The 18130-nt window shown below is 65.7% G+C and carries 27 protein-coding genes; 2 read left to right on the top strand and 25 right to left on the bottom strand.

Annotated features, from left to right (window positions below):
- Window positions 1–32 precede the first annotated feature (32 nt).
- The 5 genes from IPP91_12080 to IPP91_12060 form a co-directional block, all read right to left on the bottom strand.
- Window positions 33–320 (bottom strand): zinc ribbon domain-containing protein, encoded by a 288-nt coding sequence (locus tag IPP91_12080; GenBank protein MBL0142806.1) that lies wholly within the window; start codon window positions 318–320, stop codon window positions 33–35.
- 77 nt (window positions 321–397) lie between these two features.
- Window positions 398–1564 carry an MFS transporter gene (locus tag IPP91_12075; GenBank protein MBL0142805.1) on the bottom strand — a complete coding sequence of 389 codons (1167 nt, stop codon included), beginning with the start codon at window positions 1562–1564 and terminating at the stop codon, window positions 398–400.
- Complete coding sequence (gene htpX, locus IPP91_12070) at window positions 1561–2430, bottom strand: protease HtpX (protein MBL0142804.1); 870 nt, start codon at window positions 2428–2430, stop codon at window positions 1561–1563. Before htpX ends, IPP91_12075 begins: the two co-directional genes overlap by 4 nt.
- A gap of 105 nt (window positions 2431–2535) precedes the next feature.
- Window positions 2536–3003 carry a single-stranded DNA-binding protein gene (ssb, locus tag IPP91_12065; GenBank protein ID MBL0142803.1) on the bottom strand — a complete coding sequence of 156 codons (468 nt, stop codon included), beginning with the start codon at window positions 3001–3003 and terminating at the stop codon, window positions 2536–2538.
- 15 nt (window positions 3004–3018) lie between these two features.
- Window positions 3019–4242, bottom strand: a complete 1224-nt coding sequence (locus IPP91_12060; protein ID MBL0142802.1) for an MFS transporter — start codon at window positions 4240–4242, stop codon at window positions 3019–3021.
- Window positions 4243–4360: 118 nt separating this feature from the next.
- On the opposite strand from IPP91_12060, the gene uvrA reads away from it, so the two are divergent.
- Complete coding sequence (gene uvrA, locus IPP91_12055; GenBank protein MBL0142801.1) at window positions 4361–7204, top strand: excinuclease ABC subunit UvrA; 2844 nt, start codon at window positions 4361–4363, stop codon at window positions 7202–7204.
- Entirely contained in the window at window positions 7204–8475 is a 1272-nt protein-coding gene (locus tag IPP91_12050) for a glycerate kinase (GenBank protein ID MBL0142800.1), read from the top strand. The genes uvrA and IPP91_12050 overlap by 1 nt, the downstream gene beginning before the upstream one ends.
- A gap of 63 nt (window positions 8476–8538) precedes the next feature.
- On the opposite strand, the gene rplQ is transcribed toward IPP91_12050, so the two are convergent.
- From rplQ to rpmC, 20 genes are all read right to left on the bottom strand, one after another.
- Window positions 8539–8937, bottom strand: a complete 399-nt coding sequence (rplQ, locus tag IPP91_12045; protein ID MBL0142799.1) for a 50S ribosomal protein L17 — start codon at window positions 8935–8937, stop codon at window positions 8539–8541.
- A 93-nt stretch (window positions 8938–9030) separates the two neighbouring features.
- Window positions 9031–10008, bottom strand: a complete 978-nt coding sequence (rpoA, locus tag IPP91_12040; protein MBL0142798.1) for a DNA-directed RNA polymerase subunit alpha — start codon at window positions 10006–10008, stop codon at window positions 9031–9033.
- A gap of 64 nt (window positions 10009–10072) precedes the next feature.
- The gene (gene rpsD, locus IPP91_12035; protein ID MBL0142797.1) at window positions 10073–10693 is read right to left on the bottom strand and encodes a 30S ribosomal protein S4; all 621 of its coding nucleotides are present in this window, start codon (window positions 10691–10693) and stop codon (window positions 10073–10075) included.
- A gap of 37 nt (window positions 10694–10730) precedes the next feature.
- The gene (gene rpsK, locus IPP91_12030) at window positions 10731–11123 is read right to left on the bottom strand and encodes a 30S ribosomal protein S11 (protein MBL0142796.1); all 393 of its coding nucleotides are present in this window, start codon (window positions 11121–11123) and stop codon (window positions 10731–10733) included.
- Window positions 11124–11152: 29 nt separating this feature from the next.
- Entirely contained in the window at window positions 11153–11521 is a 369-nt protein-coding gene (gene rpsM / locus IPP91_12025) for a 30S ribosomal protein S13 (GenBank protein ID MBL0142795.1), read from the bottom strand.
- 38 nt (window positions 11522–11559) lie between these two features.
- Window positions 11560–11673 carry a 50S ribosomal protein L36 gene (gene rpmJ, locus IPP91_12020; GenBank protein MBL0142794.1) on the bottom strand — a complete coding sequence of 38 codons (114 nt, stop codon included), beginning with the start codon at window positions 11671–11673 and terminating at the stop codon, window positions 11560–11562.
- A gap of 10 nt (window positions 11674–11683) precedes the next feature.
- The gene (infA, locus tag IPP91_12015) at window positions 11684–11902 is read right to left on the bottom strand and encodes a translation initiation factor IF-1 (protein MBL0142793.1); all 219 of its coding nucleotides are present in this window, start codon (window positions 11900–11902) and stop codon (window positions 11684–11686) included.
- Between the two features lie 12 nt (window positions 11903–11914).
- A complete protein-coding gene (gene secY, locus IPP91_12010; GenBank protein ID MBL0142792.1) occupies window positions 11915–13237 on the bottom strand; it encodes a preprotein translocase subunit SecY in 1323 nt (440 codons plus the stop codon).
- 17 nt (window positions 13238–13254) lie between these two features.
- Window positions 13255–13689 carry a 50S ribosomal protein L15 gene (gene rplO / locus IPP91_12005; GenBank protein MBL0142791.1) on the bottom strand — a complete coding sequence of 145 codons (435 nt, stop codon included), beginning with the start codon at window positions 13687–13689 and terminating at the stop codon, window positions 13255–13257.
- Window position 13690: 1 nt separating this feature from the next.
- On the bottom strand, window positions 13691–13876 hold the full coding sequence (gene rpmD / locus IPP91_12000; GenBank protein ID MBL0142790.1) for a 50S ribosomal protein L30: 186 nt from the start codon (window positions 13874–13876) through the stop codon (window positions 13691–13693).
- Window positions 13877–13890: 14 nt separating this feature from the next.
- Entirely contained in the window at window positions 13891–14400 is a 510-nt protein-coding gene (gene rpsE / locus IPP91_11995) for a 30S ribosomal protein S5 (protein MBL0142789.1), read from the bottom strand.
- Between the two features lie 31 nt (window positions 14401–14431).
- Entirely contained in the window at window positions 14432–14788 is a 357-nt protein-coding gene (gene rplR / locus IPP91_11990) for a 50S ribosomal protein L18 (protein ID MBL0142788.1), read from the bottom strand.
- A 32-nt stretch (window positions 14789–14820) separates the two neighbouring features.
- Complete coding sequence (gene rplF, locus IPP91_11985) at window positions 14821–15354, bottom strand: 50S ribosomal protein L6 (protein ID MBL0142787.1); 534 nt, start codon at window positions 15352–15354, stop codon at window positions 14821–14823.
- Between the two features lie 11 nt (window positions 15355–15365).
- Window positions 15366–15761 (bottom strand): 30S ribosomal protein S8, encoded by a 396-nt coding sequence (rpsH, locus tag IPP91_11980; GenBank protein ID MBL0142786.1) that lies wholly within the window; start codon window positions 15759–15761, stop codon window positions 15366–15368.
- A gap of 10 nt (window positions 15762–15771) precedes the next feature.
- The gene (gene rpsN / locus IPP91_11975) at window positions 15772–16077 is read right to left on the bottom strand and encodes a 30S ribosomal protein S14 (protein ID MBL0142785.1); all 306 of its coding nucleotides are present in this window, start codon (window positions 16075–16077) and stop codon (window positions 15772–15774) included.
- Window positions 16077–16676, bottom strand: coding sequence for a 50S ribosomal protein L5 (gene rplE, locus IPP91_11970; protein MBL0142784.1), 600 nt, complete (start codon window positions 16674–16676; stop codon window positions 16077–16079). Before rplE ends, rpsN begins: the two co-directional genes overlap by 1 nt.
- A gap of 20 nt (window positions 16677–16696) precedes the next feature.
- Window positions 16697–17014 carry a 50S ribosomal protein L24 gene (rplX, locus tag IPP91_11965; protein ID MBL0142783.1) on the bottom strand — a complete coding sequence of 106 codons (318 nt, stop codon included), beginning with the start codon at window positions 17012–17014 and terminating at the stop codon, window positions 16697–16699.
- 10 nt (window positions 17015–17024) lie between these two features.
- Window positions 17025–17393 carry a 50S ribosomal protein L14 gene (gene rplN, locus IPP91_11960; GenBank protein MBL0142782.1) on the bottom strand — a complete coding sequence of 123 codons (369 nt, stop codon included), beginning with the start codon at window positions 17391–17393 and terminating at the stop codon, window positions 17025–17027.
- Window positions 17394–17663: 270 nt separating this feature from the next.
- Window positions 17664–17930: a 30S ribosomal protein S17 gene (gene rpsQ, locus IPP91_11955; GenBank protein MBL0142781.1), complete on the bottom strand. Its 267-nt coding sequence runs from the start codon at window positions 17928–17930 to the stop codon at window positions 17664–17666.
- On the bottom strand, window positions 17927–18127 hold the full coding sequence (gene rpmC / locus IPP91_11950; protein ID MBL0142780.1) for a 50S ribosomal protein L29: 201 nt from the start codon (window positions 18125–18127) through the stop codon (window positions 17927–17929). Before rpmC ends, rpsQ begins: the two co-directional genes overlap by 4 nt.
- Window positions 18128–18130: the final 3 nt, after the last annotated feature.

The raw sequence follows: 18130 nt of genomic DNA, 5'->3' as shown, positions 1-18130 counted from the left end.
ACCGTTCCGGACCGAAGGGGATCAAGTAGGGCCTACGAGGAGGCCGGGCATCCGCCCGTGCCGGATGCGGGCGCCGGGCCCTTGGCGCTGTCCTTTGCTTCGGACGCCCCCTCGGATTTCGCGGCAGGCTTCGCTCCTCCCCCCTTGAAGTCCGTGGCGTACCAGCCGCTGCCCTTGAGGTGAAAGCCGGCTGCGGTGACCATCTTCGCGAACGTTTCCTGGCCGCACTGGGTGCAACGCGTGAACGGGGCGTCGCTCATCTTCTGCAGGAACTCCTGCTGGTGGCCGCAATTCGAGCAGCGGTATTCGTAAATGGGCATCAACGCCTCGGAATCGGAGAAAATAACCATTTTAACACAAGCACTTGGCGCATCGTGCCCGGCGGCGCCCCAGGGGTTCAGCCGCCAGGGCGATGTCGGCGAAAATAAACGCCGGCGGTGCCGAGGCAAACTGCCATGGACCAGAAAACGGAGGCCATGCCGAGCGCCGTTCCGATGACGCCGAAGAAGAGTGGCAGAAGCGTGTGGCTGGCGTTCATGACCGTGGTTCGCATGCCGAGCGCCTCGCCCAGCCGCCCCTCCGGTGTCGATTGCTGGATGAGGGACATGAGACTGGGCTGCGAGGCGCCCAGCCCTAGCCCCAGCAGGAAGGCGATGGTCGCAATGAGCGGCACCGTTCGGACGAGGGGGAACAGCGTGTAGGCCACGCAGGCGACGAACAGGGTGGCGCTCACGAGCTGCCACTGGGGCAGTCGCCGCGCGAACCACGGAAGCACCATCCGCACGACGAACGTGGCGGCCGCGAACGACCCCAGGATGCCCCCGATCGTGGAAGCGGAAAGCCCGATAGAGGTTCCGTAGATGGGCATCACGAAGAAGAAGAGGTCCCAGGCCATCGCGAGAAACCCGGTCACGAGGAAGACGCGCCGCAACTCGCGACTGCCGACCAGGTCCTTCAGGCGCGCGCCCGGAGCGGGGCCGGGGTGGGCCCGGGGAAGACTCGGCTTTCTCACGGCGAGCGCGAGCGCCGGCACGATGGCCGACACGGCAAGGATGGCGAACGTGACGCGATACCCGGCGTTGTCGATCGCAAGCCCCGCCGTGGTTGGGCCGAGGAATCCGGAGATGGAAAACCCCAGGGCCAGCCAGCTGAAGTTTACGGCTCGATCTTCCGGTCGGCTCAGGGCGCCCACCGCATTCTGCACCGCGATGTGGAAGAACATGAACGCGAGCCCTATCACGACGCAGGCAAGGTACAGGGTCGGCAGGCCGGGCGATAGGACGGGGAGCCCCACGCCGACGGCGAGCACCACCGACGACCAGAGAACGGGTCTGCCCATGCCGACGCGGTCGATCATGCGTCCGGCGCTCACCGACAGGAGCATCGGCAGGAGCGAATAGAGCGAGATCAGCGTGCCGACGGTCAGCGGGCTCGACTGCAGGCTCAACGCATAGAGCGAAACGGTGACTCGGCTGCCGTTGAAGGCGGTGTGCGCGAAGACCGTGAGGACGATGAGGAAGGCGAGCCGGGCGGGCTTCCTTCCGGCCGGAGAGTCGTCGGTCAACCGCGCGACTCTAGGGCAGCGATGCGCGCCTTGATGGGCGGATGGCTGGAAAAGAGCGCCATGAAGCCCGGCTTGTCGGCAATGCCCGACGACTGGAAAGCCTTCGGGAGCTCGCCGGGCTCGAGTCCGCCCAGGCGGCGCAGCGCCGACACCATGGGCCGCGGCGTTCCAAGGAAGCTGGCTGCGCCCGCATCGGCCCGGAATTCGCGCTGGCGCGAGAACCAGGCCACGATGATGGAGGCGAGGATGCCGAACACGATCTCGCAGACGATGACGGTGATGTAATAGCCTGGCCCGGTGCCGCGCTCGGTCCTGAACACGGTCTTGTCGACCACGTAGCCGACGATGCGGGCAAAGAACACCACGAAGGTGTTCACGACGCCCTGGATCAGCGTGAGCGTCACCATGTCCCCATTGGCCACGTGCGCCACCTCGTGCGCGAGGACGGCCTCCACCTCATCCTTCGTCATGGAGTGCAGGAGCCCGGTGGACACCGCGACCAGCGAGGAATCGCGGAAGGCGCCGGTGGCGAACGCGTTCGGCTCGCCCTCGTACACCGCGACCTCGGGCATGCCGATGCCGGCCTTCTCAGCCAGGCGGCGCACGGTGTTCACGAGCCACTGCTCATCCGCGCCCTGCGGGGTGTCGATCACCTGCGCGCCCGTGGACCACTTGGCCATGGTCTTGGACAGGAGTAGCGAGACGAATGACCCCGTGAAGCCCACTACCGCCGAGAAGACCACCAGCATGCCCACATTGAGCCCCTGCGCCGTCATGAAACGGTTCACGCCCAGCACGTTGAGCGTGATGGAAAGCACCAGCATCACGGACAGGTTCGTGACGAGGAAGAGAACGATGCGCTTCATGGTGGCACCCGGTGCATACGCGATGGAGGGATCATTCTACCGGCGCTCCCCGCGCCGTCGAGGAAAGAGCCGGCAGGAAAACGTGGTCGAGCAGCGAGCCGGCGGTCAGAACGGGATGTCGTCCTCGAAATCGTCGAACTTGGTGCCGGCCGGCTTGCCTGCGGCCGGCTTGCCCGCGGGCTTGGCCGCCCCTTCCCGTTCGCCGCCCGCATCCCGCTCGCGGTCACCGCCGCCCATGCCCTGCCGTGAACCCAGCATCTGCATGCGATCGGCGACGATTTCCGTCGAGTACTTGTCCTGGCCGTCCTTGTCCTGCCACTTGCGAGTCTGCAGGCGCCCCTCGACATAGATCTGGCTGCCCTTCTTCAGGTACTCGCCCGCGATTTCCGCGAGCTTGCCGAAGAAGGCCACGCGGTGCCATTCCGTCTTCTCCTGCTTCTCGCCGTTCTTGTCCTTCCACGACTCGGTGGTGGCGATGGACACGTTGGTGACGGCGCCGCCGTCGGGCATGTAGCGCGTCTCGGGGTCGCGTCCGAGGTTGCCGATGAGGATCACTTTGTTGACGGATGCCATGGTTTTCTCCCGGGGTCAGGGGTTGGAGGCTTGCGGTTCGTGGGGCTCTTGCGGTTCGGGTTCGCGGGTTGCAGGGTCTCCCATCGGCCAGGCGGCAGCGAACCAGAAAGCGGTGATCGCCAGGCAGGACGAGAGGACGGCCACCGGGCCGAAATGCTGCGCGATGGCACCGCCCGCCGCGCCGCCGACGAAGGTGCCGAAGAACTGGACGCTCGAGTAAAGGCCCGATGCCGCGCCCTTGGCTGCGGGCGGCGCCGCCTTCGACACGAGCGCGGGAAGCTTTGCCTCTAGAACGTTGAAGGCAGCGAAAAAGATGACAAGTCCGGCGGTGATCGACGCGAGGCGATCCAGGCCCGAGGCCAGGACGCCAATGCCAACGAAGAGGACGGCGATCGCGCCGAGAAACACTGCCCGCTCGTGGCGGGCGACCTTCCGGATCGCGACGAAGGGGAGCATCAGCAGGAAGCCCGTTCCGACGGCGCCCACGTAGATGACCGAGTGGGATCCGGACGGCAATCCCGAATGCACGAGGGCGAACGGCACGACGACGAAGAGCGCCATCAGGATGGCGTGCAGGCCGAAGATGCCGACGTTGAGCCGCAGGAGCTCGGGGTCGCGCAGCACGACGGAAAACGGAACCCGGTCGCCGCCATCGCGCCGTGGCGGCTGCTCCGGCACCACCCATGCCACGATCGCGATCGCGGCCAGCGCAAGGAACCCGGTCATCGCGAAGATCCCGGGAACACCGATCGCCTTCTGCAGGTACGGCGCCAGCGCAAACGAAACGGCAAAGGAAAGGCCGATCGTGGAGCCGATGATCGCCATCGCCTTGGTGCGCTGGCTGGGTCGTGTGAAGTCGGCCGCCATCGCCAGGGCGACGCCCGAGATTGCCCCGGCGCCCTGGATCGTCCGGCCGAGGATGACCGCCCACGGCGCTTCCGCAAAGGCGCAGGTGGCGCTGCCGAGCGCGAAGATCGCGAGTCCCGCCACCATCACGGGCTTGCGGCCGAGGCGGTCCGACGCCCACCCGAACGGGACCTGCAGGAATGCCTGGGTGAGCCCGTACGCGCCCAGGGCAATGCCCACGAGCGTGAGGTTCCAGCCCGGCAGCCGCTCTGCGTAGAGGGCGAAGACAGGCAGGATGATGAACATCCCGAAAAGGCGCAGCCCGAAGATCGAGGCGAGAGAAAGGCTCGCCCGGAGCTCCGCGGCGCTCATGCGGGCCGGAGATGGGGCCATCTGGGGGGGTTCGAACGGGGTAGGACGCTCAGGTATATTAGCAGATTGCCTCCACGGTCCGCCTCGGCGCCGTGGGGGCGCCAGAAGCCACGACAGGACCTCGATTCCCATCCAGGGCATGGACCACATTCGAATCCGCGGCGCCCGCACGCACAACCTCAAGAACGTCCACCTCGACATTCCGCGAAACCGGCTGGTGGTGATCACCGGCCTGTCGGGCTCGGGGAAATCCTCCCTTGCCTTCGACACGCTCTACGCGGAGGGGCAGAGGCGATACGTCGAATCCCTGTCCGCCTACGCCCGGCAATTCCTGCAGCTCATGGAAAAGCCGGACGTGGACCTGATCGAGGGCTTGTCGCCTGCCATCTCCATCGAGCAGAAGGCCACGTCGCACAATCCGCGATCGACGGTCGGGACAGTGACCGAGATCCACGACTACCTGCGCCTTCTCTTCGCGCGCGTGGGCGAGCCCCATTGCCCCGAGCACGGCCTGGCGCTTTCCGCGCAGAGCGTCTCGCAAATGGTGGACCACGTGCAGTCCCTGCCCGAAGGAACGCGCGTCATGGTGCTGGCCCCACTGGTTACCGGCCGCAAGGGGGAACAGGCCGAGCTCTTCGAGGAGCTTCGGTCGCAGGGCTTCGTGCGGCTTCGCATCAATGGCGAGGTGCACGAGATCGACCAGTTGCCGAAACTTGACCGCAACCGCAAGCACACGATCGAGATCGTCGTTGACCGGCTCAAGGTCCAGCCCGACACCAAGCAGCGCCTGGCGGAGTCCTTCGAGACGGCTCTCCGGCACGCCGACGCACGGGCGCTGGCAGTGGAGATGGATTCGGGGAAGGAACACCTCTTCTCCGCGAAGTTCGCCTGCCCGCTGTGCAGCTTCTCGCTCCCCGAGCTCGAGCCGCGGCTCTTTTCGTTCAACAACCCGATGGGCGCGTGCCCGCGATGCGACGGGCTCGGGCAGATCACTTTCTTCGATCCGAAGCGCGTCGTCGCCTTCCCCCACCTGTCCCTCGCCGGCGGCGCCATTCGCGGCTGGGACCGTCGCAACCAGTTCTACTTTTCGATGCTGGTCAGTCTCGCACGGCATTTCGACTTCGACGTGGAGAGCGCATTCGAGAACCTTCCTGAACGCGCCCAGGCGGTGGTGCTGGAGGGTTCGGGCCAGGAGAAGATCGCCTTCCGGTATCCCGGCGAGCGCGGCAAGTCGGCGTTGCGCGAGCATGCCTTCGAGGGGATCCTCCCGAATCTCGAGCGCCGCCTTCGGGAGACCGACTCCGCCGCGGTGAAGGAGGAGCTCGCGAAGTACCTCAACAACCGCGCTTGCCCCGATTGCGCGGGCACCCGGCTTCGCCAGGAGGCGCGCCACGTGCGCGTGGCCGGGCGGTCGATCCAGGACGTCTCGGCGCTGCCTCTGAAGGACGCGCAGCCCTTCTTCGAAACGCTGCAGCTCGGAGGCAACCGGCAGGCCATCGCGGACAAGATCCTGCGCGAGATCGCCAACCGCATCCGCTTCCTGAACGACGTGGGCCTCGACTACCTTTCCCTCACCCGCTCGGCCGATACGCTTTCCGGCGGGGAGGCGCAGCGCATCCGCCTGGCGAGTCAGATCGGCTCGGGACTCACCGGGGTGATGTACGTGCTGGACGAGCCCTCGATCGGCCTGCACCAGCGCGACAACGCAAGGCTCATCGAGACGCTCAAGCGCCTGCGCGATCTGGGCAATTCCGTGATCGTGGTCGAGCACGACGAGGAGGCCATCCACGCGGCCGACCACGTGGTCGACATGGGGCCCGGCGCGGGCGAACACGGGGGCGAGGTCGTCGCGCAGGGAACGCCCGCGGAAATCGAGGCGAACCCGTCCTCCCTCACGGGCCAGTACCTGGGCAGGCGCCGGACGATCGCGCTGCCGGCGCGGCGTCACCGGCGCGACCCGAACGCCGGCCTTCGCATCGTGGGGGCCCGAGGCAACAACCTGAAGGACGTGACGGTGGATATTCCCGTCGGGCTTTTCGTGTGCGTGACGGGCGTGTCGGGCTCGGGCAAGTCGACCCTCATCAACGATACTGTCTATGCCTCTGCCGCGAGGCACCTCTATGGCGCCACGACGGAGCCCACCGAGCACGAGGCGATAGAAGGCCTCGATCACTTCGACAAGGTGATCAACGTCGACCAGAGTCCCATCGGGCGCACGCCGCGCTCCAACCCGGCCACTTACACCGGGTTGTTCACGCCCATCCGGGACCTGTTCGCGGGCACGCCGGAATCGAGAACGCGCGGCTACGGGCCGGGGCGCTTCTCGTTCAACGTGAAGGGTGGCCGCTGCGAGGCGTGCCAGGGCGACGGCGTCATCAAGGTGGAGATGCACTTTCTACCCGATGTCTACGTCACCTGCGACGTCTGCCACGGCAAGCGATACAACCGCGAAACGCTCGATGTGCGTTACCGGGGCCGGAACATCTGCGAGGTCCTCGACATGACCGTCGAGGCGGCCCTCGAGCTCTTCTCCGCCGTCCCCGCCATCGCGAGGAAGCTGCAGACGCTGATGGAAGTGGGACTGGGGTACGTTCGCCTGGGCCAGAGCGCCACGACGCTTTCGGGAGGCGAGGCGCAGCGCGTGAAGCTGGCCCTGGAACTGTCCAAGCGCGACACCGGCCGGACCCTCTTCATACTCGACGAGCCGACGACAGGGCTGCATTTCCACGACATCGACCTGCTACTTCGCGTCCTGCACCGCTTGCGCGACCACGGCAACACCGTGGTCGTGATCGAGCACAATCTCGACGTCATCAAGACGGCGGACTGGGTGATCGATCTCGGGCCGGAGGGTGGCGATGGCGGCGGCACCGTCATCGCGCAGGGAACGCCGGAGGACATCGCAGCCACGCCGGCGAGCTTCACCGGGCGCTTCCTCGCGCCGGTGCTCGTGCCGGCAGGCAGACGGAAGGCTTCGGCCTGATGGACCCGCGGGAACTTCTCGAGGGCAGCTTCAGGGCAGCGCTCGCCGCGGCCGATCCGCTGCAGATCGTGCCGGCTCACCTCCCGGCGCCGCCGAAGGGAAGGACGGTCGTGGTGGGTGCGGGCAAGGCAGCCGCCTCGATGGCCGTGGCAGTCGAGCGGCACTGGCCCTCCGACGCGCCTCTCGAGGGACGGGTCATCACCCGCTACGGCCACGGGTTGCCCACGCAGCGGATCAAGGTGATCGAGGCGGGACATCCGGTGCCAGACGAAGCCGGCGAGGCGGCGGCAAGGCAGATACTCTCGCTCGCCTCCGCGCTCGGCGAGGGCGATCTCCTGCTCGTTCTCGTGTCGGGCGGCGGTTCCAGCCTTCTATCGCTTCCCGTCGATGGCGTCGCGATGGCCGACCTGAAGGCGGTCACGCGCGACCTGCTCGCAAGCGGTGCGCCCATCCAGGACATGAACGTCATCCGCAAGCACCTTTCCGTCATCCAGGGCGGGCGCCTCGCCCTTGCAACACGTGCGCGCGTGCTCGCGCTGGTGATTTCCGACGTGACGGGCGACGAGCCCACCCACATCGCCTCCGGGCCCTGCTCGCCAGACCCGACTACGTACCGCGACGCAATCGACATCCTTTCGCGCTTCGGCGTGACGGCGCCCGCCTCGATCGCGTCGCGGCTGGCCCGGGGCGCGGCCGGGGAGATCCCGGAGACGCCCAAGCCCGGCGACCCGGGGTTCGACCGCGTGGAGGTCCGCGTCATCGCCACGGCGCATGCAAGCCTCATGGCTGCGGCAGCCTTCGTGCAGCAGCGGGGCGTGACGCCGATGGTCCTGGGCGACTCGGTGACGGGCGAGTCGAGGGAAGTCGCGAAGGTGCACGCCGCGATCGCACGCCAGTTGCGCCTGCACGGGCAGCCGTTCAAGCCACCGGTGGCCGTCATTTCAGGCGGTGAAACGACCGTCACGCTGCGCGGGAACGGAAAAGGCGGCCGGTGCAGCGAATTCCTGCTCTCGCTCGCCATCGAGCTCGGCGGCCTGGAGCGCATCTGGGCGCTTGCCGCGGACACGGACGGCATCGACGGCGCGGAGGCGAATGCCGGGGCGATCGCGGCGCCCGATTCGCTGGAGCGCGCGGCGGCGCTCGGGCTGGACGCGAGGCGAATGCTCGCGAACAACGACGGTTTCGGCTTCTTCGGCGCGCTGGGCGACCTGGTGGTGACCGGGCCGACGCGCACCAACGTGAACGATTACCGGATCATCCTCGTCCAATGATCGTCCTGCCATGAAAAAGCCGACGCGAGGGTCGGCTTTTCCTTGCGGCAGCAGCGGTGGTGCTCAGGCCGCTTTTTCACCCTTGCCGGACTCTTCCTTGGGCTCCGGGCGGTCCATCAGCTCGACCAGCGCCATCGGCGCGTTGTCGCCCACGCGGAAGCCCCACTTGAGGATGCGCAGGTAACCGCCGTTGCGGCTCTTGTAGCGCGGGCCCAGCTCGGCGAAGAGCTTCACGACCATGTCGCGGTCGCGCAGGCGGTTGAAGGCGAGGCGCTTGTTGGCGAGCGTCGGGTTCTTGCCGAGCGTGATGATGGGCTCGGCCACGCGGCGCAGTTCCTTCGCCTTCGGAAGCGTCGTGCGGATCGCCTCGTGCTTGAGCAGCGAGACGGTCATGTTGCGCAGCATCGCGAGACGATGGCTGCTGGTGCGGTTCAGCTTGCGAAGTCCGTGACGGTGACGCATGTCGATTTCCTTTCGGCACTCTTGGCCTGTGCGGCCTTGTTATCGTTATGTGTTCGGAAACCCCGGATTGCCGGGGCTGGTGTTCGCCTGGCCCTACTTGGTGAGACCCGCCACCGGCCAGTTCTCGAGCTTCATGCCGAGGGTCAGGCCCTTGGAGGCCAGGACTTCCTTGATCTCGTTGAGCGACTTGCGGCCGAGGTTCGGCGTCTTCAGGAGCTCGTTCTCGGTACGTTGGATCAGGTCGCCGATGTAGTAGATGTTCTCGGCCTTGAGGCAATTGGCCGAACGCACGGTGAGTTCGAGGTCATCGACGGGCTGGAGCAGGATCGGGTCGACCTGCGGCTGCGCGCTTTCGATGCGCTCCTCGCTGGTGGACTGGAGCGAGGCGAAGACGGAGAGCTGGTCCACGAGAACACTCGCAGCGTAGCGGACCGCTTCCTCCGGCTCGATGACGCCGTTGGTCTCGATGTCGATCACGAGACGATCCAGGTCGGTGCGCTGCTCGACCCGGGCGCTCTCGACCTGGTAGCTCACGCGGCGGATCGGGCTGAACGAGGCGTCGAGAAGAATTGCGCCGATCGCGCGCGTATCCTCCGAGCGCCGGGAAGTGGCCGGCACGTAGCCCCTGCCTCTTTCCACCTTGACCGTCATCTCGAGCTTGCCGCCCTGCGTGATATGCGCGATCACGTGATCGGGGTTGATGATCTCGATGTCATGGGTCTGCTCGATGTCCGCCGCCGTCACCGGGCCGGGCTTGTCCTTCTTGAGCTTGAGCCCCACCTCGCCGCGGCCGTGCAGCTTCATCACGATGCCCTTGAGGTTCAGGAGCACGTCGACCACGTCCTCCTGCACGCCTTCGATGGTCGAGTATTCGTGCAGGACGCCCGCGATCTTCACTTCCGTCGCCGCGTAGCCGGGCATGGAAGACAGGAGGATGCGGCGAAGCGCGTTGCCGAGTGTGTGCCCGTAGCCGCGTTCGAACGGTTCCATCACCACCTTGGCGTGCGTGGGGGAAAGGTTCTGCACGTCGATGATGCGGGGCTTCAGGAAATTCGTGGCGTTGCTTTGCATGCGTGGAACCTCTGCCAGTGTCGGTTGAGGGAGCGAGCTTGCGTCCGTGCCGCTTGAGCAGCGCTTACTTGGAGTAGAGCTCGACCACCAGCTGTTCGTTCACGTCGGAGGCGATCTCCGAACGGTCGGGCACGCTCTTGAACACACCCTTGAAATTCTTCGGTTCCACGTCGACCCAGCTCGGGAAGCCGTTCTGCTCGGCCAGTTCGAGCGAGCTCTTGATGCGCAGCTGCGCCCGCGACTTCTCGCGCACGGTGATGGTGTCGGCCGCGCGCAGCAGGTAGGAGGGGATGTTGACGGGCCTGCCGTTCACCTCGATCGCCTTGTGCGATACGAGCTGGCGGGCCTCGGCGCGCGTGGAGGCGAACCCCATGCGGTACACCACGTTGTCCAGCCGGCTCTCGAGCAGCTGGAGCAGGGTTTCGCCGGTCGGGCCCTTCTTCTGCGCGGCCTTCTCGAAGTAATTGCGGAACTGGCGCTCGAGCACGCCGTACATGCGGCGGATCTTCTGCTTCTCGCGAAGCTGGTGTCCGTATTCCGACACGCGGGTCATCTTCGCGCCGTGCTGGCCGGGACGCACATCAAGCTTGCACTTGGTGTCCAGCCCACGGCGGGCGCTCTTCAGGAACAGGTCGGTGCCCTCGCGACGGGCGAGCTTGCAACTGGGGCCGAGATAGCGTGCCACGGTGTTCTCCTGTGTTCTTTTCGTCTGGCCGGCCGGGTTACATCCGGCGGCGCTTCGGCGGACGGCAGCCGTTGTGCGGCACCGGCGTCACGTCGGCGATCGAAAGGATCTTGAGCCCGAGGGCGTTGAGGGCCCGCACCGCGGACTCGCGGCCGGGGCCGGGACCCTTGATGCGCACTTCAAGGTTCTTCACGCCGCATTCCTGCGCGGCTCGTCCGGCAGCCTCTGCGGCGACCTGCGCCGCGAATGGCGTGGACTTGCGCGAGCCCTTGAAGCCCGCGCCGCCGGATGTCGCCCACGACAGGGCATTGCCCTGGCGGTCGGTAATGGTCACGATCGTGTTGTTGAAGGAGGCGTGAATGTGCGCGATTCCCTCGGACACATTCTTCTTGACCTTCTTTCGGACTCTCGTGGCGGCAGGTTTTGCCATGCTATGGATTCCTCAACTCGTGAATGGGGTCAGGCGGACTTCGACAGTCGCACGGCCTTGCGCGGCCCCTTGCGGGTACGCGCGTTGGTACGCGTGCGCTGGCCCCGGACAGGCAGGCCCTTCTTGTGGCGAACCCCCCGATAGCAACCGAGGTCCATGAGCCGCTTGATGTTCATGGACGTCTCGCGCCGGAGGTCTCCCTCGACGCCGAAGCGCGACACCTGCTCGCGCAGCTTGTCCATCTCGCCGTCGGTGAGATCCTTGATCTTCGCGGACTGCTTCACGCCGGCTGCGTCGCAGATAAGACGGGCGCGGGCGCGGCCGATGCCGAAAATGGCGGTCAGCGCGATCGAGGCGTGCTGGTGGTTCGGGATATTGATGCCGGCAATACGGGCCATGGCTTTTCCTTAGCTTTATCCTGGGCGGGCCGGGGCGGTCAGCCCTGGCGCTGCTTGTGGCGCGGGTCCGAGCAGATGACGCGCACGACGCCCTTGCGTCGCACGATCTTGCACTTGCGGCAGATTTTCTTCACCGAAGCCTGAACTCGCATCGTTTTCTCCTCACTTCGCCCGGAACGTGATCCGGGCCTTCGTCAAGTCGTACGGGGTGAGCTCGACGGTCACCTTGTCGCCCGGCAGGATCCGGATGTAGTGCATCCGCATCTTCCCGGAGATGTGACCGAGAACCACGTGACCGTTCTCGAGCTTCACCCGGAACATCGCATTCGGGAGGGTCTCAACGACCTCTCCCTGCATCTGAATCGTCTCTTCCTTCGCCATTCCCGGTTTTCCCTAGCGCACCGGGAAGCCGCCCGTGCCCTTGAAGTTCGCCTTCTTGAGCAGGCTTTCGTACTGGTGCGACATCAGGTAGGCCTGGAGTTGCGCCATGAAATCCATCGTGACCACGACCACGATCAGGAGCGAGGTGCCCCCGAAGTAGAACGGCACGTTGTACTGCGTATGCAGGAACTCGGGCAGCAGGCAGACGAGCGTGATGTAGATGGCGCCGATCAGCGTGAGCCGGGTGATGATCTTGTCGATGTAGCGCGCCGTCTGGTCGCCGGGCCGGATTCCGGGGACGAAAGCGCCGCTCTTCTTGAGGTTGTCCGCCGTCTCCTTGGAATTGAACACCAGCGCCGTGTAGAAGAAGCAGAAGAAGATGATCGCCGAGGCGTAGAGCACGATGTAGAGGGCCTGCCCGGGCGAGAGCGCCGCGGAAAGATCCTTCAGCCAGGTCATCTTCTCGTTGGCGCCGAACCAGCTCGCGAGGGTGGCGGGAAACAGGATGATCGACGAGGCGAAGATCGGCGGGATGACGCCGGACATGTTCAGCTTGAGCGGCAGGAACGAGCTCTGGCCACCGTAGAGCTTGTTGCCTACCTGGCGCTTGGCGTAATTCACCAGGATGCGGCGCTGGCCCTTCTCCACGAACACGACGACGAACGTGACCCCGAACACCAGGGCGAAGATGAACAGCGCCACGAAGATGGTCATCGCGCCGGTGCGCACCAGCTCGAGTGTCCCCCCGATCGCATGCGGAAGACCCGCCACGATGCCCGCGAAAATGATCATCGAGATACCGTTGCCCAGGCCCCGCTCGGTAATCTGCTCGCCCAGCCACATCAGGAACAGCGTGCCGGTCATGAGGGTGATCACCGTCACGAGCCGGAACGCAAGACCCGGGTCGATGACGAGGCCCGGCTGGGCTTCCAGCGCAACGGAGATCCCGAGCGCCTGGAAGGCGGCGAGCACGACGGTGCCGTAACGCGTGTACTGCGTGATCTTCCTGCGGCCCGCCTCGCCTTCCTTCTTGAGCGCCTCGAGCTGGGGCGAAACCACCGTCAGGAGCTGCATGATGATCGATGCGGAAATGTAGGGCATGATGCCCAGCGCGAAGATCGAGAATCGCGACAGCGCCCCTCCCGAGAACATGTTGAACATGTCCAGGATGCCGCCCTTGGTCTGCTGGAAGAGTTTCGCGAGCTCCGCAGGGTCGATCCCAGGCACGGGAATGAAGGTCCCCATGCGGTAGACGACGAGCGCGCCCACGAGAAACCACAGGCGACGCTTGAGGTCGCCCAGCTTTCCGAGGGTTGAGAGGGGATTGGATGACAAGTGCTTGGTCCCGGACGTCAGGCCGCGATGGAGCCGCCGGCGGCCTCGATGGCCGCCTTGGCGCCCTTCGTGACGCCCACGCCCTGTACCTTGAAGGCCTTCTCGACCTTGCCGGTCAGGATGATCTTGGCGCGCTTCACGCCACCGGCGACGAGACCCGCCGCCTGCAGCGAGACGATATCGACGGTGTCGCCCTCGATCCTCTTCAGGTCGCCCAGGCGCACCTCGACGGCCGGCTGGATCGTGACCGCGACGAAGCCGCGCTTGGGCATGCGGCGCTGGAGCGGCATCTGCCCGCCCTCGAAGCCGACCTTGTGAAAGCCGCCGGCGCGCGATTTCTGGCCCTTGTGCCCGCGGCCGGCGGTCTTGCCGAGCCCCGAACCGATTCCGCGGCCAACGCGCCGCCTGTTCTTCTTCGAGCCCGGTGCGGGCTTGAGCGTGTTGAGTTCCATCTCAGTCCTCGACTTTCACGAGATAGCTCACCTTGTTGATCATCCCGCGGATGGAGGGCGTGTCGGCGACCTCGACGGTGTGCCGGATCCGGCGAAGGCCGAGGCCGCGCACCGATGCCTTGTGCTCGCTGAGCGCGCCGCGCAGGCCCTTGAGCTGGGTCACCTTGATTTTCTTGGAGGCAGTCATCTCGGGGTTCATCCTCAGCCGACGATCTCTTCGACCTTCTTGCCGCGCTTGGCCGCGATTTCCGACGGACGATGCTGCTGGAGCAGCCCGTCGAGCGTGGCGCGCACGACGTTGTAGGGGTTGGTGGAGCCGTGGCACTTGGCCGAGATGTTGGTCACGCCCATCACCTCGAAGACCGCGCGCATGGCGCCGCCCGCCTTGATGCCGTTGCCTTCGGCCGCGGGCTGCATGAACACGCGCGTCGCGCCATGCTGGCCGAGAACCTCGTGATGGATCGTGCCGCCCTTGAGGGCGACCTTCACCATGTTGCGGCGGGCCTGCTCCATCGCCTTCTGGACCGCCACGGGAACTTCGCGGGACTTGCCCTTCCCCATGCCGATGGACCCGTCGCCGTCGCCAACCACCGTCAGTGCGGCAAAGCCCAGGATGCGGCCGCCCTTGACGACCTTGGTCACCCGGTTCACCGAGATCATCTTCTCCCGGAGGCCGTCGCTGCGCTCGTCGTTCTGCTCGTATTTCGCCATGTCGGTTTCCTGTGATCTTGCCTGAGCGGCCCTAGAACTTGAGTCCGCCTTCGCGGGCGGCCTCCGCAAGTGCCTTCACGCGGCCGTGGTAGCTGAATCCCGATCGGTCGAACGCCACTTCCGTAACGCCGGCCGCCGTGGCCTTCTCGGCAATGCGCTTGCCGACCAGCGCCGCGGCTTCCTTGTTGCTTCCTTTCGGGTGCAGGGCGCGCACTTCCTTCTCGATCGTCGAAGCGGAGGCGAGGACCTTCGCGCCGTCAGCAGCGACGACCTGCGCATAGATGTGCAGGTTCGTGCGGTGCACCGTGAGGCGGACGGCTTCCTGGCGCTGGATGCGAGCACGCGTCTTCGCGGCGCGGCGCTGTCTCGATGTTTTCTTGTCGGTCATGGGGGATTCTCCGTAGCTTTGCCGTCGCCGGGTTACTTCTTCTTCGTTTCCTTGATCACCACGGTCTCATTGGCATAGCGCACGCCCTTGCCCTTGTAGGGTTCCGGGGACTTGTACGCGCGGATCTCCGCGGCGACCTGCCCAACCTTCTGGCGGTCGACGCCCTTGATGAGGATTTCCGTCTGGGTCGGCGTCTCCGCCTTCACGCCATCGGGAAGCAGGTGGACGATCGGGTGGGAAAATCCCAGCGCGAGGTTGAGCTTGTTACCCTGCGCCTGCGCCTTGTAGCCGACGCCCACCAGCGTGAGCTTCTTCTCGAAGCCCTGCTTCACACCGTGCACCATGTTCGCGACGAGCGCGCGCATGGTGCCGGACATCGCATTGGACTGGATCGAGCCGCTGGCCGCAGCGAAGGTGAGCTGCGAGCCCTCCATCTTCACGACGACGTCGGTCGACAGCGCTTGCTTGAGGGTGCCCAGGGGCCCCTTCACGGTGAGGTCGAACTGACCGAGCGAAACCTCGACCTTTTCGGGAATCTCGACGGGATATTTTGCGATGCGGGACATGGCGCGCCTCCTTACACCACGATGCAGAGGACTTCGCCGCCCACGCCCGATTCACGGGCGCGCCGGTCAGTCATCACGCCACGGGATGTCGAGACGATCGCGACGCCCAGGCCGTTGAGGATGCGCGGAATGTCGTCGCGGCCCTTGTAGATTCGCAGCCCGGGTCGCGAGATGCGCTCGATCTTCTCGATCACGGGCTTCCCGGCGTAGTACTTCAGGCCGATCTCGAGGACGCTCTTGCCGTCCACCGCGCGCTGCGCGAAGTCCTCGATGTAGCCTTCGTCCTTCAGGACCTTGGCGATCGCGACTTTCACTTTCGAACACGGGATTGCGACGCTGACCTTCTCCGTTGCCTGGGCGTTCCGGATCCGGGTCAGCATATCCGCGATGGGATCACTCATGCTCATAAATGGCCTCCTACCAGCTCGCCTTGATCATGCCGGGGACCTCGCCGCGCATCGCGATCTCGCGGATCTTGCTGCGCGCGAGGCCGAACTTGCGAAACGTGCCACGAGGGCGGCCCGTGATCGCGCAGCGATTGCGCAGGCGCACCGGCGAGGCGTTGCGGGGCATCGCCTGGAGCTTCGCCAGGGCCTCGTCGCGCGCATCGTCGGTCGCCTTGGAGTCCTGGATGATCGCGAAGAGCGCCTTGCGCTTCTCCGCGTATTTCTTCACGGTTGCGCGGCGCTTCGCCTCGCGGTTGATGAGTGCGAGCTTGGCCATTACGCCCTCTCAGTTCTGAACGGGAAGCGGAAGGCGGCGAGGAGGGCCTTCGCCTCCGCATCCGTCTTCGCGGTCGTGGTGATGCAGATGTTCATCCCGCGGAGCGCGTCGACCTTGTCGTACTCGATCTCGGGGAAGATGATCTGTTCCTTGACGCCCAGGCTGTAGTTTCCGCGGCCGTCGAAGGCCCGGGCCGGCACCCCGCGGAAGTCGCGCACGCGCGGCAGCGCGATCGTCACCAGGCGGTCGAGGAACTCGTACATGCGGCGCGAGCGCAGCGTCACCATGCATCCGACGGGATAGCCGGCGCGGACCTTGAAGCTCGCGATCGACTTGCGCGACTTGGTGACGACCGGCTTCTGTCCGCCGAGCTTCACGAGGTCGCCGGCGGCGTTGTCGAGGATCTTCTTGTCGGCGACGGCCTCGCCCACGCCCATGTTGAGCGTGATCTTCTCGATGCGCGGGACCTGCATGACGGTCTTGTATCCGAACTGCTTCATCAGCGCCGGAACGACCGTCTCCCGATAGAGGGTCTGGAGGCGCGGCGGCAGCGCGGACGACTCTGACTTGGCGGGTTTCTGTTCTTTGGCCTTTGCCATGGAATGGTTCTCCCGGATTCTCAGGCGTCGGCGACTTCGCCGTTCGACTTGAAGAAGCGGACCTTGCGGCCGTCGTCGAGCACGCGGAAGCCCACACGATCGCCCTTGCCCGTGGCGGGATTGAACAGCGCCACGTTCGAGGCCTGGATCGGCATCTCCTTGTCCACGATGCCGCCGGTCTGCCCCTTGATGGGGTTGGGGCGGGTGTGGCGCTTGACGCGGTTGATTCCCTCGACCACGACCTTGCCGGTATCGAGGACGCGCAGCACGGTGCCGCGCTTGCCCTTGTCCTTGCCGGTGTTGACGACCACCTGGTCGCCCTTGCGGATCTTCTTCATGGGTGGCTCCCTACAGCACTTCAGGCGCGAGCGAGACGATCTTCATGAAGCGCTCGTTACGGAGTTCGCGCGTCACGGGCCCGAAAATGCGGGTTCCGATCGGCTCGAGCTTCGGATTGAGGAGCACCGCGGCGTTCGAGTCGAACTTGATGACCGAGCCGTCGGGGCGGCGAACGCCGTGCGCGGTGCGTACCACCACGGCGCTGTAGACCTCGCCCTTCTTCACGCGGCCGCGCGGGGCGGCCGACTTGATGCTCACCTTGATGATGTCGCCGATGCCGGCGTAGCGGCGCTTCGAGCCTCCGAGCACCTTGATACACATCACCGAACGCGCGCCGGTGTTGTCGGCGACGTCGAGAATCGACTGCATCTGAATCATTGTTTTCTCTCCAACTTGACCCGGCGGGGTTCAAATCCCGTCCGGCCAGTCTTGGATCCGTCTTCCGCCGGTTGGCGCTCCCACGCGGGGAAAGCCTCCGGCTGGCGTGAAGTGGTTCTGGGCCCGGGCGCTTGGGGTGCATCGGCTTCGGCCGACGACCGGGTTGCCCCCGGAATTACCCGGGGTCAGAGCGGACTTCCGGCCGACGAAGCCGCGGCCGGAAGCAGTAAAGTCTGCAATATTAGCAGGTTTTTGCCGCGGGGCGCAAGCCTACTCCGGCCGGGCGCGCTCGACCAGCTTCGCAACCTTCCACGCCTTGGTCTTCGAGATCGGGCGGCATTCCACGATCATCACGGTGTCGCCCGTCTTGGCCTCGTTGCCCTCGTTGTGGGCGTGGTACTTCCGGGTGCGGCGCACCACCTTGCCGATGACCGGGTGCATCACCTGGCGTTCGACCAGAACGGTCACGGTCTTTTCCATCTTGTCGCTCACGACCTTGCCCGTGAGCTGGCGCTGGTTCTTCGCGGTCTCGCTCATTGCTTGCTCGCTTTCGCCTTCTCGGTGAGCACGGTGTGCACTTGCGCGATCTCGCGCTTCACGCGCTGGATCTCGCTGTTCTTGGTGAGGCTTTGCGTAGCCAGCTGCATGCGCAGGCCGAACTGCGCGCGGCGCAGCTCCAGGAGTTCCTTCTGCAGGACCTCGACGCTCTTGGTTCGGAGTTCACTCGCTTTCATGTC

This window comes from Betaproteobacteria bacterium, assembly GCA_016720855.1.
GTDB lineage: Bacteria > Pseudomonadota > Gammaproteobacteria > Burkholderiales > Usitatibacteraceae > FEB-7.
Note: the sequence above shows the minus strand (reverse complement) of the source record. Positions and strands in the feature narration are given on the sequence as shown.